General features: G+C 44.9%; 17 protein-coding genes. 11 read left to right on the top strand and 6 right to left on the bottom strand.

The window, feature by feature from the left end:
- Positions 1 to 4: 4 nt before the first annotated feature.
- From menB to F0231_RS05435, 4 genes are all read left to right on the top strand, one after another.
- On the top strand, positions 5 to 871 hold the full coding sequence (gene menB / locus F0231_RS05450; RefSeq protein ID WP_171758708.1) for a 1,4-dihydroxy-2-naphthoyl-CoA synthase: 867 nt from the start codon (positions 5 to 7) through the stop codon (positions 869 to 871).
- Between the two features lie 155 nt (positions 872 to 1,026).
- Positions 1,027 to 2,013 carry an o-succinylbenzoate synthase gene (gene menC / locus F0231_RS05445; RefSeq protein WP_171758707.1) on the top strand — a complete coding sequence of 329 codons (987 nt, stop codon included), beginning with the start codon at positions 1,027 to 1,029 and terminating at the stop codon, positions 2,011 to 2,013.
- A complete protein-coding gene (gene menE / locus F0231_RS05440; protein WP_171758706.1) occupies positions 2,013 to 3,392 on the top strand; it encodes an o-succinylbenzoate--CoA ligase in 1,380 nt (459 codons plus the stop codon). The genes menC and menE overlap by 1 nt, the downstream gene beginning before the upstream one ends.
- Positions 3,393 to 3,483: 91 nt before the next feature.
- A complete protein-coding gene (locus F0231_RS05435; RefSeq protein ID WP_171758705.1) occupies positions 3,484 to 3,660 on the top strand; it encodes a hypothetical protein in 177 nt (58 codons plus the stop codon).
- On the opposite strand, the gene F0231_RS05430 is transcribed toward F0231_RS05435, so the two are convergent.
- The 3 genes from F0231_RS05430 to F0231_RS05420 all read right to left on the bottom strand — a co-directional run bounded on the left by F0231_RS05430 (position 3,657) and on the right by F0231_RS05420 (position 7,217).
- Positions 3,657 to 4,580, bottom strand: coding sequence for a YeiH family protein (locus tag F0231_RS05430; protein WP_171758704.1), 924 nt, complete (start codon positions 4,578 to 4,580; stop codon positions 3,657 to 3,659). The genes F0231_RS05435 and F0231_RS05430 overlap by 4 nt on opposite strands.
- Before the next feature lie 151 nt (positions 4,581 to 4,731).
- Positions 4,732 to 6,603 (bottom strand): MFS transporter, encoded by a 1,872-nt coding sequence (locus F0231_RS05425; RefSeq protein WP_171758703.1) that lies wholly within the window; start codon positions 6,601 to 6,603, stop codon positions 4,732 to 4,734.
- Between the two features lie 23 nt (positions 6,604 to 6,626).
- Positions 6,627 to 7,217 (bottom strand): TetR/AcrR family transcriptional regulator, encoded by a 591-nt coding sequence (locus F0231_RS05420; RefSeq protein ID WP_171758702.1) that lies wholly within the window; start codon positions 7,215 to 7,217, stop codon positions 6,627 to 6,629.
- 191 nt (positions 7,218 to 7,408) lie between these two features.
- Between F0231_RS05420 and F0231_RS05415 the strand changes: the two genes are divergently transcribed.
- Positions 7,409 to 8,287, top strand: coding sequence for a Tim44 domain-containing protein (locus F0231_RS05415; protein WP_171758701.1), 879 nt, complete (start codon positions 7,409 to 7,411; stop codon positions 8,285 to 8,287).
- 120 nt (positions 8,288 to 8,407) lie between these two features.
- Entirely contained in the window at positions 8,408 to 8,725 is a 318-nt protein-coding gene (locus F0231_RS05410; RefSeq protein WP_171758700.1) for a DUF1244 domain-containing protein, read from the top strand.
- Between the two features lie 99 nt (positions 8,726 to 8,824).
- Here F0231_RS05410 and F0231_RS05405 read toward each other — a convergent pair whose 3' ends face one another.
- The gene (locus F0231_RS05405; RefSeq protein ID WP_171758699.1) at positions 8,825 to 9,895 is read right to left on the bottom strand and encodes a PLP-dependent cysteine synthase family protein; all 1,071 of its coding nucleotides are present in this window, start codon (positions 9,893 to 9,895) and stop codon (positions 8,825 to 8,827) included.
- Positions 9,896 to 10,012: 117 nt separating this feature from the next.
- On the opposite strand from F0231_RS05405, the gene F0231_RS05400 reads away from it, so the two are divergent.
- Together F0231_RS05400 and F0231_RS05395 are read left to right on the top strand one after the other, a co-directional pair.
- Entirely contained in the window at positions 10,013 to 10,486 is a 474-nt protein-coding gene (locus F0231_RS05400; protein ID WP_171758698.1) for an Lrp/AsnC family transcriptional regulator, read from the top strand.
- Positions 10,487 to 10,582: 96 nt separating this feature from the next.
- Complete coding sequence (locus F0231_RS05395) at positions 10,583 to 11,608, top strand: YHYH protein (RefSeq protein WP_253825730.1); 1,026 nt, start codon at positions 10,583 to 10,585, stop codon at positions 11,606 to 11,608.
- A gap of 37 nt (positions 11,609 to 11,645) precedes the next feature.
- On the opposite strand, the gene tesB is transcribed toward F0231_RS05395, so the two are convergent.
- Positions 11,646 to 12,506 carry an acyl-CoA thioesterase II gene (gene tesB / locus F0231_RS05390; protein WP_171758697.1) on the bottom strand — a complete coding sequence of 287 codons (861 nt, stop codon included), beginning with the start codon at positions 12,504 to 12,506 and terminating at the stop codon, positions 11,646 to 11,648.
- A 194-nt stretch (positions 12,507 to 12,700) separates the two neighbouring features.
- On the opposite strand from tesB, the gene F0231_RS05385 reads away from it, so the two are divergent.
- The gene (locus tag F0231_RS05385; RefSeq protein ID WP_171758696.1) at positions 12,701 to 13,129 is read left to right on the top strand and encodes a YbaY family lipoprotein; all 429 of its coding nucleotides are present in this window, start codon (positions 12,701 to 12,703) and stop codon (positions 13,127 to 13,129) included.
- Between the two features lie 22 nt (positions 13,130 to 13,151).
- Here the strand turns inward: F0231_RS05385 and F0231_RS05380 are convergent, their stop codons facing one another.
- On the bottom strand, positions 13,152 to 13,454 hold the full coding sequence (locus tag F0231_RS05380; protein WP_171758695.1) for an MGMT family protein: 303 nt from the start codon (positions 13,452 to 13,454) through the stop codon (positions 13,152 to 13,154).
- A gap of 49 nt (positions 13,455 to 13,503) precedes the next feature.
- Between F0231_RS05380 and F0231_RS05375 the strand changes: the two genes are divergently transcribed.
- Both F0231_RS05375 and F0231_RS05370 read left to right on the top strand, forming a co-directional pair.
- Positions 13,504 to 14,244 carry a hypothetical protein gene (locus F0231_RS05375; protein ID WP_171758694.1) on the top strand — a complete coding sequence of 247 codons (741 nt, stop codon included), beginning with the start codon at positions 13,504 to 13,506 and terminating at the stop codon, positions 14,242 to 14,244.
- 124 nt (positions 14,245 to 14,368) lie between these two features.
- Positions 14,369 to 16,372 (top strand): GGDEF domain-containing protein, encoded by a 2,004-nt coding sequence (locus F0231_RS05370; protein ID WP_171758693.1) that lies wholly within the window; start codon positions 14,369 to 14,371, stop codon positions 16,370 to 16,372.
- The last annotated feature ends 71 nt before the right edge of the window (positions 16,373 to 16,443 follow it).

Here is a 16,443-nt window from a genome sequence, read left to right as displayed (position 1 = left end):
CACCATGGCAAAAACAGTCGGTATCTCAGAAGAAGAACTATACGCACCAGTAAACTGGAATGACTGCACCGGTGAATATGAAGATATTCAGTACCACAAATCGGCAGATGGCATCGCGAAAATCACTATTGCGCGTCCTCAAGTACGCAATGCTTTCCGACCACAAACCGTTAAAGAGATGATTAACGCACTGGCTGACGCACGTTACGACGAAGGCGTAGGCGTGATCATTTTGACAGGCCTTGGCGAAAAGGCGTTTTGTTCAGGCGGTGACCAGAAGATCCGTGGCGACTACGGCGGCTACCAAGATGATTCAGGTACGCACCACCTAAACGTATTGGATTTCCAACGTCAAATTCGTACATGTCCAAAGCCAGTGATTGCATCTGTAGCCGGTTGGGCTGTGGGCGGCGGTCACGTACTTCATATGATGTGTGACCTGACGATTGCCGCTGAAAATGCTCAGTTTGGTCAAACAGGCCCGAAAGTGGGGTCATTTGATGGCGGTTGGGGCGCATCTTACATGGCTCGTATTGTCGGCCAGAAAAAAGCGCGTGAAATTTGGTTCTTATGCCGTTTCTATGATGCTCAAGAAGCACTGGATATGGGATTAGTGAATACCGTTGTGCCTATCGAAGAGCTAGAACGTGAAACGGTTCGCTGGTGTCGTGAAACGCTTCAACACAGTCCTATGGCGCTACGTTGTCTTAAAGCCGCGCTGAATGCCGACTGTGATGGTCAAGCGGGTCTTCAAGAGCTAGCAGGCAATGCAACGATGATGTTCTACATGACAGAAGAAGGTCAGGAAGGTCGTAATGCGTTTAACGAAAAGCGCCGTCCGGACTTCAATAAGTTTCCACGCAACCCTTAATTTGCAATAGTTTTCGTCGCCAGAATGCCGCTAGCGTTGTCGAAGGTGCTCATTTATGTTCATAAACTCCGCGCCTTCTCCTAGCTATCGACATTCTGGCTTAGAAACCTATCTACAACTTGTCCATTATTGATAAATTAAAAAGGGATAATGCTATGAGATCAGCCAAACTGTATCGCTATGAATTGCCGATGGACAGTGGCGTGATACTGCGTGAACAAAGGTTGAAACATCGTGAAGGCTTTGTTGTTGAGCTGTCAGAAAATGGCGATATTGGCCGCGGTGAGATAGCCCCGTTGCCTGGTTTCAGTATTGAAACGATGGATGACGCTTACTCACAGCTTGTCGAGCAATTAGAGCTTTGGTCTCAAGGCCACGAACTTGCGCTAGACGAGCTATACCCATCCGTGGCATTCGGTCTTTCAATGGCTCAGCTAGAGTTGACTAAACAACTGCCTGAGCAAGGAACGTATCAAGCCGCTCCTCTATGTTCAGGAGATCCTGACGAGCTGTTGCCAAAGCTCAATGCAATGACAGGTCAAAAAGTTGCCAAGATCAAAGTGGGTCTTTATGAGCCAATTCGTGATGGCATGTTGGTCAGTTTGTTCCTTGAATCGATTCCAGATTTAACACTTCGCTTGGATGCAAATCGAGCATGGACCGCTGAAAAAGCGCAGCAGTTTGCCAAGAAAATCGCTCCGTCTTTAAGAGGCCGCATCGCTTTCATCGAAGAGCCGTGTAAAGTTCCGGGAGATAGCTTCTCGTTTGCTATCGATACGGGTATCGCGATTGCTTGGGATGAGACGCTTCAACATGCGATTCGCAAAGATGACTTCAAGTTAGAAGATTTAAACGGTGCCAAGGCGATTGTGATTAAACCTACTTTGATCGGCTCTGTTGAGAAATGCATCCAATTGATCAACAAAGCCAATGCACTTGGAATCAAGGCTGTCATCAGCTCAAGTATTGAATCAAGCCTCGCGCTAACGCAACTTGCTCGCTTTGCACATTGGCAGCTTCCAGATGAAGTGCCGGGTTTAGACACCGTGGGTCTATTTGCGCAGCAACTGGAAACCGCATGGCCGGGATGTGACCTACCCGTCGCTAAACTGTCAGAACAAGCGTTATTGTGGCAATCCTAATGACAGACCGACAACCGTCACCAATACAACAGTGGGCTCAATTGAGCCCATCTTTATGCGCGTTAATCACCTCTGAAAAAACGTATAGTTGGCAGCAACTGCAAGAGCAGGTATTTGCTGTTGCCCGCGGTTTACAAGAACAAGGTATAGGGCAGGGTAGCCTTCTCACTTGTGTTGGTAAAAACAGCGTTGAACAGCTATTTATCTACTTAGCTTGTCTAGAACTCGGAGCCCTCTGCTCACTGACTATGCCTCAGTCTCCTGATGAATTAAAAGCGAAGCTGAAGACCTTATACGGAAATAAAACCGCTTATATTTGGGTTAAAGATAGCGAAGGAACTTTGGGGCAGTTCAATACTATTGAGTATAGTGAGTCAAAAGTCAGTGGGGCGAATTCGCAGTACAAACAAAACCAATTGGCTTCAATTGTCTTTACCTCGGGCTCAACAGGCAACCCTAAAGCGGTTGTTCATACCTCAAGGCAGCACCTAAACTCTGCTTCTGGGTTGTTGGAACGTTTTTCCTATAAGCAGGGAGACAGCTGGCTGCTCAGTCTACCAATGTATCACGTATCTGGGCTGGCGATTGTCTACCGCTGGCTATTTAGTGGGGCAACTCTAAAGCTCGGAACAGGTCACCTTGAACATGACATACAAGGCGTTACCCATGCTTCGCTGGTGCCGACGCAGCTAAAACGGTTGTTAGATGCGAAAACGTCACTCTCTCTAACCCATGTCTTGCTTGGGGGCAGTCATGTACCTCTAGCCTTGTCACAACAAGCATCAGAGTTGGGCATAGAGACTTGGCTTGGATATGGCATGACAGAAGCGGCTTCAACTGTCACGGCAAAACAAATTGATGAGAGATACAGTGCAGGTTTTGTGTTACCAAAAAGGGAAGTACGATTAGAAAATCAGCGAATCTTTATCTCTGGTGAAACGTTGGCATCGGGTTACTACAATCAAGGGGTGATTACGCCGCTTACTCAAGACGGGTGGTTTGATACTAAAGATCTCGGTGAATGGATTGACGGTGAACTTAACATCATTGGACGTGCCGACAATCAGTTTATCTCTGGTGGGGAAAACATTCACTGTGAAGAGGTTGAATCCGCTTTAGTGCAACTAGAGGGGATAGAACAAGCGGTGGTTGTTCCTATTGAAGATGAAGAATACGGTCATCGACCTGTGGCTGTTGTTGTTTGTTCTAAATCTCTCTCTACCGAAAATATAGAACCAAACTTGAAGAGTAAACTGACCAAATTCAAGTGGCCAATCGCTTACTATGAGATGCCTAAGGCGTTGACGGAAGGTGGAATTAAAGTCTCTCGAAAAGCGGTAAAAGAGTGGCTGGTTGAACAGCGAAACAAGCTTAGTTAATTTCGAAATTTCATAGTCCAAATGTGAATTTATCATTCTTATATCCCTATTTCATAATAGAGCCTATCGGTATAGGGATATTGGAATAAGAATGATAAAGCTGGCGTTAGTAACAGCGGTACTTTTGCAGATCGTTGTGGCGATATATAGTGAAGGTTTAGTCAGAGCACTGGCTGAACTTTCTGCTTTTTTACTGGTGATAGCGATTGGTGTTAACTACAAGCACCAGAAAAGCAGAAAGTTGCAACAAGGCTTAAAAGAGAATTAAGCGAGTGTCAGCCAAGCGAGGGATGACGTTGATATTGCAATCCACAATGACACACCAAACATTAATGGCTTAGGTCCTGCTGATTTCAGTTTCTCTACTGAAATGCCACACCCAATCAAGAACAGACACACCACTAACGCGCGTTTCGCAACGTCGAAAATGCCTTGGTAAACCAGCTCAAACTGCGGAAGAAAATCACTGAAGGCGATCGCTGCGCAATAGAAGAAGATGAAGTAAGGAATGGTGATCTTCTTCGATTCACTTCGGAATAGAACAGCACTAAAAAGAGCGATAGGAATAATCCATAATGCGCGGGCTAACTTTAGTGTAGTCGCGGTCGTGAGTGCTTCCTCACCATACGCTGATGCTGCTCCCACTACCGATGACGTGTCGTGAATGGCGATTGCAGCCCATGTTCCAAAAGTATGCTGATCAAGGTTGAGAGCATGGCCAATCACAGGAAACACAAACAGAGCCACAGAATTCAGGACAAAGACAGTAGCCAGCGACAATCCGATTTGTTCATCATTTGCGTTGATTGCAGGAGAAACCGCCGCAATGGCACTGCCACCACAAATGGCTGTCCCTGATGAGATGAGGTATCCCGTCTCTTTGTTCAGTCCAATCCCTTTTGCTACCCACCAACCAATGATCAAAGTACCAAATATAGTCGCAATAATAAGCCCAATACCATCTGAAGTTACCGATAGGGCTTGTTCAAATTGAATGCCGAAACCTAAACCAACGATAGAGTAAGCGAGTAATTTCTTAGTCAGTTTGGCCAGATTAAATTGCGTTGGTACCAGACCTAAAGAGGCGAGAAAAAAACCGATCACCAAAGCAGTCGGAGATGAGACCATAGGTGTTAAGCAGAACGCAAGCGCAAACCAGAAAGGCAATTGGTGTTTAATGTTTTTCATTATAAGTCGTGTAGCGAGGTTAAATACCTAAAATAAAGTTAGCCTGTATTTTAGCGAACTCGATTTGATAAAGAGAGTGGGTTGTATTGAACGAGCGTTCAGAAAAATTGAACGCTCATTAGCAATCTTACTTAGAGACCAAAATCAGCGCTTAACGCCAATCACCACGTAAGTTAGATACTTTTTCATGCATGCTCTTTGTCGACGCCATATCTGCAGGTACCGGCTCGCCTGCTTCAATCTCTATTTTTGACCAAAACCGCGTTGGAAGCCCTTTACACGCAGAGCCCTTATAACGACTAAAATAGCTTCCCCACATGCCTTTTAGAGCGATGGGAATCACTGGGACAGGGCTGCGTTTTAGAATTAGATCCATACCGCGCATAAACTCGTTCATTTCACCGTCTGAGGTGAGTCGACCTTCGGGAAAAATGCAGACAATATGCCCATCAGCCAGTGCTTGTTCAACCTCGCCGAATGCTCGCACAATTGAACGCCGATTCGTTGCCGAGATTGGAATGACCCCTGCGCGATTGAGAAAACGTTTAAGGGGAGGCAGGTTTGCGTAGTCTTCTTCCATTACGAAGCGAATTAGGCGTGGGCACACAGCGCTGAGCAGTAAAGCATCCATGTAACTGACATGATTGCAGACCAATAGTGCTCCTTGCTTTTCTGGCAAGTGATGGAGGTTTTTATGAGTGACGCGATACATCGTATGGGTCAGCACCCACATCACAAAACGTACGACAAAGATCGGTACTTGCAAACACAAATAGACGGCAACCAACAAGTTCATCACAGACAGTAGCAGGAAGAGTTGAGGAATGCTGAGCTCAAAGACGGTTAAACAGATAATTCCTAATACGGCGCTACCGACCATAAAGAGCGAATTATAGATATTCAATCCAGCGATGACCTGAGCACGTTCACTTGGTTTCGCCCGTTGCTGCATCATTGCGTACAAAGGAACGATGAAGATCCCCCCTGACATACCAAGTAATAATAGGTATGCGAACACAGGCCAGAGAGCTTGATGAGCAAGGAACTCGCTGAAGCTTTCAAATGTCGGTAACGACTCAGGGACAGACGTCGCCATGAGGGCACCAAAAATGGTAATACCTAAACTGCCGAGCGGCACAATCCCTACTTCGATGCGGTGGTTAGATAACTTATCACACGCAAGAGAACCAATGGCGATACCAACAGAAAACAGCGCAAGTAGAAAAGAAACCGCACTCTCACTGCCGTTAAGGTGAAGCTTAGTGAAGTTGGGAAACTGTGTCAGGTAAGCCGCTCCTAAGAACCAGAACCAGCTAATAGCCATAAGTGCCTGGAAAATAGTGCGATCAGCTTTGGCTATGGCGATGGTTTTCTTAGTTTGTTTGATTGGCTGCCAACGGAACTGAAGATCGGGCGCGCTTGCTGGGGCTTCAGGGATAGAGCGACTCGACAAGTAACCCAATAGCGCGAAGACTATGACACAAATTGCTGCGACGTATTTTGCACTTTCGGCAGACGCGATGATTCCCGCGCCTAAAGTGCCGAGAAGAATTGCGAGAAAAGTGCCCGTTTCGACCAATGCGTTTCCAGGAACCAGCTCATCAGCTTTAAGCTGCTGAGGGAGCAAGGCGTACTTCACTGGGCCAAAGAAAGCTGATTGAGTGCCCATTAAAAATAGCAAAATGAGTAAGATCACATAGCTTTCAGTAATGAAGCCAATCGCGCCAAGACACATGATGCCAATTTCAGCCAGTTTTACTTTACGGATAAACCATGACTTTTCATATTTATCTGCAAGTACACCAGCTGAAGCGGAAAAGAGAAAAAAGGGAAGAATGAAAAGGCCCGCAGCCAGATTGATAAACAAGTTGCTTGAGACAGGTAGTGCGCCAGCTCCCGCAAAGGCGACAAATAATAGAAGAACGTTTTTAAAAATATTGTCGTTAAACGCCCCAAAGAACTGGGTGATGAAGTAGGGCAAAAATCGTCTTTGCCCTAGCAGAGAACGTTGGGTGTTCGCCATGAATATCCTTAATCCCTTTGGATTTACCAGTTCGCGAGGTAGTTAGACAGCAAGTTTTCAATGAGCTCTTTGCCATCAATAGGTTCTGCGGCAAAAAACTTATCGTCCACACTAAGCAGTGTGATGCCGTGAACGCCAGACCATAAAACACGGCTTGCTTGCAGAACTTCCGCTTCACTACGATGAGGAGCGAGTGCTTGAAGCAGATGTTCCAACATCCCCGTCATAGAATCGATACGATCTGACTGCCATTCTGGTAGAGGCTCGCCGTTCATATTATGCTCAAAAATCAACTGCCAACGATGTGGGTGTCTTTGGGCAAAATCATGATAACAGTAGGCAAGCTCATACAGTGCCGTCTTTGGTGCGTCACTTTGGTTGACGACCGTACTTGCTTCTTTAGACAGCTCATCCAGCGTTTGAGCAACGGCATGTAGCAGCAGTAAATTATAATTACCGAATACATTAACCAAGGTACTTGGGACATAGCCGATCATCGTCGCAATCTTTCGCAAACTTAAATCGTGGTGCGAATTGGTTGCTAAAAACTCTTTAACGGTGCTGAGTGTAAGAGCAACAAGCTCTTCACGGGTATGATCGTTTCTACGGGCCATGGTTATTTTTCAAAAAAGAACATTGTTCAATATTCTATGAGTGCGCCCGTCTAGCGTCAACTGACATAGCTATTATTTGCAATATTCTGATACATGTATATGAAACGTTTTATTTTGAATATAGACGGGCTAGCGTTACTATGACTAGATAAGTATAAATTCATTACCTTGATAGAAACAAAAGGCACAACATGAAACGACTTTTTTCCCTTGTTGCACTGCTGATGGTCTCGGTGGCGATTACCCCAATCGCTGAGGCTAAAAAGTTTGGTGGCGGTAAATCTTTTGGCAAAAGCTTTAAGACGGCGCCTGCACCTAAACAACAGCAACAAAACACCAATACGATTGGTAAAGATCAAACAAACAAAACGCAAAGCTCAAGCAAGAAAGGCCTAATGGGCGGTCTGCTTGGTGGTCTACTTGCTGGTGGCTTGCTAGCTGCGTTCTTCGGCGGCGCATTTGAAGGTATCCAATTTATGGATATTCTGATCATGGGTCTTATTGCATTTGTAATCTTCAAGCTGATGCGTTCAATGCTTGGAGCTAAACAGGGCAGTATGAACCAGCAACGTCAGCAGCCTGCGTTTGGCGGACAATCGCCTAAATTTGAACAGCCAAATGTTCAAAACTTTGAACAGCCACAAAATGCGCCTCAAAGTGGTGGGTTCGGGTTCGGTGCACAAAGTGATGTACCACATAACTACCCACCGGGTTTCGACCAAGCGGCGTTTATCAACGGTTCACGTGAGCACTACCGTACCCTGCAAGGTGCGTGGAACCACAACCAACTAGACACCATTGAAGAGTACGTATCAGCAAGCTTGTTTGAAGACCTTAAGTCTGAGCGAGCTAAGCTAGATGGCGACCAGCACACTGAAGTTATGTACGTTGATGCGGAAATTGTTCGTGCTGATCATGACGCGACTAAAGCTCAGCTTAGCTTGCAATTCAGTGGTCGTTACCGTGATGCAGCTGAAGGTGTCGAAGAAGATATTACCGATATCTGGCATCTAGAGCGTGACCTGACTGCACCGAATGCACCATGGTTGATTGTTGGCATCCAAGGCTAATCGCTCATCTTAATTATACAAACGCCCGAGTTAACCACTTGGGCGTTTTTGTATTTGAGCCTAGCAAGGATCCCTTGTTAGGATAGAGATGGAAAACGATATAACAATAAGGTACGTAAAGTGGCTGAATTTAAATACAAAAACCTTTCACAAGAAGAACAAGACAAACTCGACGCAGCGGCATTTCGTCGTTTGCTTGCACACTTAGATGAAAATAAGGATGTGCAAAACATTGACCTGATGATCCTAGCGGGCTTTTGCCGAAACTGTTTTAGTAAGTGGTACAAGGCGGAAGCTGACAACCAAGGCCATGATTTAGATATTGATGATGCTCGTGAACGTGTTTACGGCATGACTTACGATGAGTGGAAGCAAAACCATCAGCCAAAAGCGACACCAGAGCAATTGGCTGCGTTCGAAGCGCGCCAAAAGAAATAAGCCGCTCATGAAAAGAAAACCGCGACTAGAAGTCGCGGTTTTTGTTTAAGCCAGTGCTGACGTTGTGATTATTTGATCACCTATTTATCCCGATTGGTATTATTCGTTGATTTGGCCAGTTGTCTCGAACACTTCCAGCTTGGTTAGGTATGGCTGCAAGTCACCAATATTTTCTTTGACCCATTCAGGGTTGTAGTATGTGTCTAGGTAACGTTCACCACTATCACATAGTAATGTGACAATTGAACCTTTCTCACCGCGCTGTTTCATTTCACTTGCCAACTGCAGCACACCGTAAAGGTTTGTGCCGGTTGATGCGCCGACCTTACGGCCAAGAATTTTTTCTAACCAATGCGCAGTTGCGACTGAAGCTGCATCAGGTACAGTTCGCATTTCATCAACAACACCAGGAATGAAGCTAGGTTCGACGCGTGGACGACCAATGCCTTCGATCTTACTGCCACAGTTACCTGTTAAGTTCTTATTACCTGTTTTGAAGTAGTCATGGAACACTGAGTTCTCAGGGTCTACAACACAGAGCTTGGTGTTGTGTTGTTGGTAACGAATAAAGCGGCCAATAGTCGCAGATGTACCACCTGTACCTGGGCTCATGACAATCCACGCAGGAACAGGATGGTCTTCCATCTCCATTTGGCTAAAGATAGAGTTGGCAATGTTGTTGTTACCACGCCAGTCAGTGGCACGTTCAGCGTAAGTAAACTGATCCATGTAGTGACCGTTTAGTTCTTTAGCTAGACGGTGTGACTCTGCATAGATTTGATCAGAGCGATCAACAAGGTGAGCTTGACCGCCATAAAATTCGATCTGTTCAATTTTCTTGCGAGCAGTGCATTTTGGCATAACGGCAATAAAAGGTAGACCTAGTAAGCGAGCGAAATAAGCTTCAGAAACCGCAGTACTACCCGAAGAAGACTCAATGATCGTGGTTTCAGGACCAACCCAACCGTTACAGATCGCGTATAAGAATAGCGAACGTGCTAGACGGTGCTTTAACGATCCCGTTGGGTGTGTACTTTCATCTTTTAGGTAAACATCGATACCGTCGATACTTGGTAGATCAAGCTTGATTAGGTGAGTATCCGCACTACGTTGGTAGTCGGCTTCAATCTTACGGACAGCGTTGTTAATCCAGTTATGGTCAGTACACATAGGGTTTCTCCTTAGAATCGTTATGTTATAAATCTACCTATTTAACGAGAGAAAAACTTTGCTATTTATACTGTAATTTGCTTTATTTGTAGAAATATTTTCTCCAAAGTGACTAGTATGGAAATTGAATTGGATAAGATTGATCGAAAAATACTCGACCTATTGCAAAATGATGGGACTTTGTCGCTGAATGATCTTGCTGAGGCGGTCAATCTGACGACGACCCCTTGCTGGAAACGCCTTAAAAAGTTGGAAGAAGCGGGAGTAATCCAAAAGCGCGTTGCTTTGCTCAATCCAGAAAAACTCGACTTGTCTTTTACGGCATTTGTCTTAGTGAAAACCAGTGATCACTCTCACGAATGGTATAGCCGCTTTGTGTCGACGGCGTCAGAGTTTCCTGAGGTGATGGAGTTCTACCGCATGGCAGGTGAGTATGACTACATGATGAAAGTTTTGGTGAAAGATATGCAGTGTTTTGACCACTTCTACAAAAAGCTCGTCAATTCAGTTGAAGGGATCTCGAATGTCACCTCAACGTTTGCTATGGAGCCACTCAAATACACTACAGCACTACCGATATGCGATACGTAAAATAATGTATGCCAATGTAAATTGAGGTAAAGCTATTTCCCATTCACCTCTACGATACTAATCTAATGCTTAAGTTTTATAAAAAAGGTGAATGTAATGAGCGCTCATTTTTCAGTGATGAAAACTGTTACACCAGTCATTCTAGTTTCGCTTGTCGGCTGTAACGGAGGCGACGATTCAGGTTCAGAAAGTACGGATACAACAGGGACTGATATTACCAATCAGGTGTTTACCAATCGATCTGGTGATTGTGCTCAGTATCTAGGAAGTTTCTTTTCTAATGTTAACGATCTTCAACGCACTTTAGTTTTTAACGGTCAGACGCAAATTACTGCCGCAGGCTCAAAGTGTGTCGTTCAATCAAATGCTATCCCTAATCATGACTTTAATGACGCTACTGCCTCATTCGCAACCAATGTGACTGAGCAATCGTCCTACTATGAGTTTACCGCTTCTCCTGTCATTGCTGGCTCAACGACGGATTTAAGTTTAGGCACAACCGAAGCGATATTTCTCAACGGTGTAAAAGTAGATTTGCTAGCTGCGGCTTGTTATGGAGTTGGCGATGAACGTACTGGGTGTGGCCAGAGTGAGATAAACAATCCATGGCGTTACGACCCTATGTCTTCACTCAATGGTTTCGGCACTGATCAGCACAACGCTCACGTTCAGCCCACTGGCGAGTATCATTACCACGGAAACCCTGTCGCTATGTTTGTCCAAGATTGCGCAGGGGGTGAAGCTTCACCAGTCATAGGGTTTGCTGCGGATGGGTTCCCTGTATTTGGTAGCTGCTTTGTTGATAGTGGCAGTAATCAAGTTCGAAAAGCGACATCAAGTTATCAGTTAAGAAGTGGCGCTCGTGTCGATGAAGGCGGTTACACGGCACCTGTGATTGGTGGCAATGTTGTAAGCAGTAACTATGATGGTCAGTTTCGCGGTGACTGGGAATATTCGGCTGGGTTGGGGGACTTAGACGAATGTAATGGAATGACCGTCAATGGGCAGTATGGCTACTATGTGACAGACAGTTTTCCTTGGGTTATTAACTGCTTTAAAGGCAATGTCGATACAAGTTTTAGTGGATTTAGTATTGAACGTTCACATGGGCACGAACATTAAAGCCGAGATCTATCGGCTTTAATGTTTGAGAGTGCCCTTACTCTGTAAAGCGCATGACACCTTCTTGTACCGCAGAAGCAACAAGTTCGCCGCTTCGGTTGTAGATTTCACCGCGAACGAGGCCGCGTGTATTGCTCGCGGTTGGGCTCTCAATAACGTAGAGCAGCCAGTCGTCCATCTTGAACGGTCTGTGGAACCAAATTGAATGGTCTATGGTAGCCACTTGGAATTTTGGCGTCATTAAAGAGACACCATGTGGATGAAGCGCAGTGACTAAGAATCCCCAGTCTGATGCGTAACCAAGCAAGTATTGATGAATGAGTTGGTTGTCTGGCATGTCGCCATTGGCCTTTATCCAAAGGTACTGCTTTGCTTCTTCTTTGTGAGGCTTTAATGGGTTGACCACTTTCACAGGGCGCATCTCGATGGGTTTCTCACCACAGAAAGTTTTACGCAGTTTTTCTGGCAAGTGATGAGCAATTTTTTCGGCCAGTTCTGACTCAGACGCAAAGTTCTCAGGCCCAGGGACATCAGGCATGGTATTTTGGTGCTCAAACCCTGGAGCATCACCATGGTAAGAGGCGGTGAGATAGAAGATTGGGCGACCGTTTTGAATCGCTTTCACTCGGCGAGTACTAAAGCTACGACCATCGCGCAAATTTTCTACATCATAAATGATCGGCTTTTCTGGGTCGCCAGGGTAGAGAAAGTAACTATGAAACGAGTGTACGGTGCGATCGTCAGCAACTGTGTAACGTGCAGCAGAGAGTGCCTGACCAATCACTTGGCCACCATAGACCTGAGGCAGCCCTAAGTTTTCACTTTGGCCTCTGAATAGACCTTCTTCAAGTTTTTCTAGTTGCAGTAAGTTTAATAACTCACTAAGAGGTTTGCTCATGTTGGCTACCTTATTAGATCCTTTATAGGAATGATCCACGAAGTTGTAGGAAAATTCAAACAGACGTTTAATTTTAGGTCAAGATCGCTAACTTACCGTTAGATTCGCGTAAAGATCTTGCCGTTGGCGATGACAATGATTAACCGCCTAATTATAATTTCTATAAATTTAATTGCTTATAATAGGTAGGCTTCATGAAAAAAGCATTAGCGTTCGTTTCATCAGTAGTACTGGGTATTGCTCTAGTTGGCTGTCAATCAGAGCCTGTAGAAGTGGAACAACCAAAAGTAGAGTCGGTAACAGGCACGTTAGCTTATCGTGAGCGTATTGCGCTACCTGACGACGCAGTTGTGACAATTACGCTCCAAGATGTGTCTTTGGCGGACGCACCTGCAAAAATTATCGCAAAACATCGTTTTGAAACCGCAGGAGCACAAGTGCCGTTTCAATTCGATTTAGCGTATGACCCAAAGAAAATTGAGCAGCGCCATCGTTACAGCGTGAGTGCTCGCATTGAAGTGGACGGTAAATTGCGTTTTATCACGGACACATCATACCCAGTCGTGACGGATAGTGAACAAACAAATACAGTAGACCTTCGCCTGATTGGTGTTGCTAATTAAAATCTGATTATCGATGGTAGCACTAGGGCTGCCATCGATATTTACCCAGCTTCACTTTCCCATCTGGTGTGACTTCGATTCCATCGTTAATGAGAGCTTCTCTTTGACGCACCAAATCCTCCCCTCTTAATGAAATCCTTCCCTGACTATTTATCACTCTAAACCAAGGTAGTTTGGTTTCAGATGGTAAGTTACTTAGTGCTTTGCCAACGTGGCGTGCGTACCCGGGGTAACCTGCGAGTTTTGCGATCTCTCCGTAAGTACTGACTTTTCCAAGAGGAATTTGGTGAATTACTGCAAAGATTTGCATTAAAAACTGGTCCATAATGATGTTGTCCTAGTACAGATTTCCAAGGAATGGATAAGGAGAGGGCATGCTATTTTCTACATTTCAATTCTTAATCACAACATTGTTAGCTGCCGTTTGTGCGCGAGCGATCAGTTTGAGCGAGGGAGATATTCCTGTGCTTGCCTTGATGATACCTGCTTTGTGGATCTTCCCACAAGGGGGCATAGTCGGGCTTATTTTGATGGCTGCGATGACCACCTATGGTTTAACACTGCCTTATCAACCAATCACTTTATCTGTAAGTTTATGGATTCTCTTCCCACTATTGATGGTCGCTTTCTCAAGACGAAGTAGTATGGCCGTTGTCGTGACCAGTGGATTAATTGTAACGACCTTGATGGTCGGAATTATGGTGACTCAAGCAGGAGATAAGCTAGCGGGTGAACCAATGATTACCGTAGTTCAAACTCTTGCCGTTATCGTTATCTGGTGGTCAGCTTCCCATTGGAAACCATCAAGCAAACATAGCTGGTGGGCATTGGCGCTCATTGTGCCATTGTGGGCGGCGGATCTCTCTTATGCAGTCTTAGTCGCATTGTGTATTACCGGTATTATGGCTTCTATGGAAAGTCTTTCTAAACTCAAAACGTTTCGTTGGAGCAAATTACTGTGTTGGACATTACCGACAGTGGGGTTTGCTGCGTTGGTTGTTGCGCCTAATATTGAAGTGCCCAACCCTGTCTTTGTCGTCTGGATATGCTTACTTGGCACCGCATGGATGACGGATTATATCCTTAGAAGTGTTGAAGAGGAGCATGACGCATAGATTTAAGTAACGGGATGTTGTTTTTTAATTAGCCATGTAAATGTTACTATGTGGGTAAGAAATATTATTTAAATAAAAGTGGCCTCAGAGCCGCTATAAACACTCTAAAAGGACAACAACTCAGATGGCTCATTTCCAGAGACTATTAGGCTTGGCTGTTGCTTTGCTTTTGTCGGTCTCGGTACAAGCAAACACTATCTACAAAGTAGCAATGGAAGAGGATGACATTGTTACTCGTACTCTTTTCGATGCAGTAGCAACAGAGTTTGACGTCACCATTCACTATGTTTACTACCCAAGTTTTAACGCGATTTTAAATGGTGTTAAGACTGGAGAGAGTGATTTTGCCGCGAACGTGACCTATACGGAAGAAAGGGCAGAGTACTTAGACTATTCAAGTCCAACCAATATCGAATATACCTATTTATTTAGTCAAAATGGCACCACGCTTGAAGAGGTTGAGACCGTCGGTGTTCCTAAGGGGACGATCTATGGTGAGTTAGTCAGTCGCTACTATCCTGACGTGCGCCAGCTGAATTACCGTGGTCATGCAGAAGCAAAAGAGTTGCTTCAAACAGGGCAGGTTGATGGGGTAATTGATGCAATCAATCAGTTAAAGCCAATGCTACTGGCCGGTTGGGATGCTCAAGTCCTCAATCATCAAGTGCCAATTTTACCTGTGGCGATCGTGGTACCCAAAAACAAGCACTCAGTCTTTCTAAAACAGATCGAATCTTTCGCACATACAGCAGAAGTACAAAAAGAGCTTCGCGAGAACGTAGAAGCGTATCAATTCGAGTTGCGCCAACAGGCATTAAGAAAAACAGTTTTAGAAAGTGGGATTGATTTAACACGCCCTTACAAGGTTAAGTTTGAAAATATAGGTCAGTTTGCGATTTACCATGAAAATGGAGAGGTGACTGGCATTAGTGCTGATGCGGTTATGGAAAGCTGCCAGATTTTGTTGTTGAAGTGTCAGGTTGTAAGCCAAGCGGATGAAACATGGGAAAGCATGTACCAAAGCTTAATTGACAACCAAATTGACATTCTTGCGCCCGTTGCTATTTTGGAATCGCGCAAAGCATTAGTTAACTTCAGCACGCCTTACTATTTCCCCGAAGTCATTCTGATTAAAAGGGAAGGGTACAACGATCAAGTGTATAGAAACGTGTCTGAACTTATTACTGAAGAGATAGGCGTAATAAAAGAAGACTTTTTTCAAAACTTGCTAGAGCAGATGCTTCCCAATAAGGCCATTAAGCAGTATTCGAATATGGAGTCTTTGTTGGACGCGTTACTTGATGGCGACATCGACTACACTGCGCTTAGCCGCCAAAATTATAATCAAGCAATCCGCAATGAGAGCCGCTGGGTAGCACTTGCGGAAGATAGAAGCATTGGTAGCTTTTATCAAAATCAAATTGCGATTGGCTTTGCAAAAACCTTAGAAGGAGAGAGGTTGGCTGGTTTGTTCAGTCAGGCGCTCACCATGGTTGATACAGAGCGCTTAATCGAACAGTATGACTCACGACCAAATTGGAAAGCGACCCTTCAAGCCGAGAAGTTGTACTCGCAAAACAGCCAAATACTGTTCGTACTGGCGATGACATTTTTGATTATCATCGCGATGTATTTACACAGTCAGTCAAATACCGACCCGTTAACTCGCTTGAAGAATCGCCGAGCGTTGAACCAAAACTATCGCAATGGCGTTTATTCAAATGATGTGTTGATCTATTTAGATGTCAACAAGTTCAAAATAATCAATGATACCCATGGTCACGACGTAGGAGACCAAGTGCTGATTGCAGTCGCCAAGCATATTGAAAAGCACTGGAAAAAACGTGGGTACCGAATCGGTGGGGATGAATTCGTGTTGGTCGGTCGAATTAAAGAAGGTCGATTAGCGACGTTACTGGATTCATTGTCGAGCGTTGAATTCGTTTCGCATGATAAAAAGCATCAATTTGTTGTCTCTTTGGCGATGGGGGTCTCAGAGTCTCGCAGTCGGTTAATGACACTACAAGAGGTACTGACGGATGCAGACCATGCAATGTATCGGAATAAGCAGGCGGTAAAGGCCTCGATACACGAAGGTTCAGACGATAATGTGGTTCACTACCTATAATAATGGTTACTCGATAAGCAGTTGAATCGAAAAGGTGAGTTTTATTGGTGGTTTCACTTGAAATCCCCCTA

It is taken from the genome of Vibrio sp. RE86, assembly GCF_013114545.1.
Lineage (GTDB): Bacteria > Pseudomonadota > Gammaproteobacteria > Enterobacterales > Vibrionaceae > Vibrio.
The sequence above is the reverse complement of the archived record's forward strand: the minus strand, read 5'-3'. Positions and strand labels throughout refer to the sequence as shown.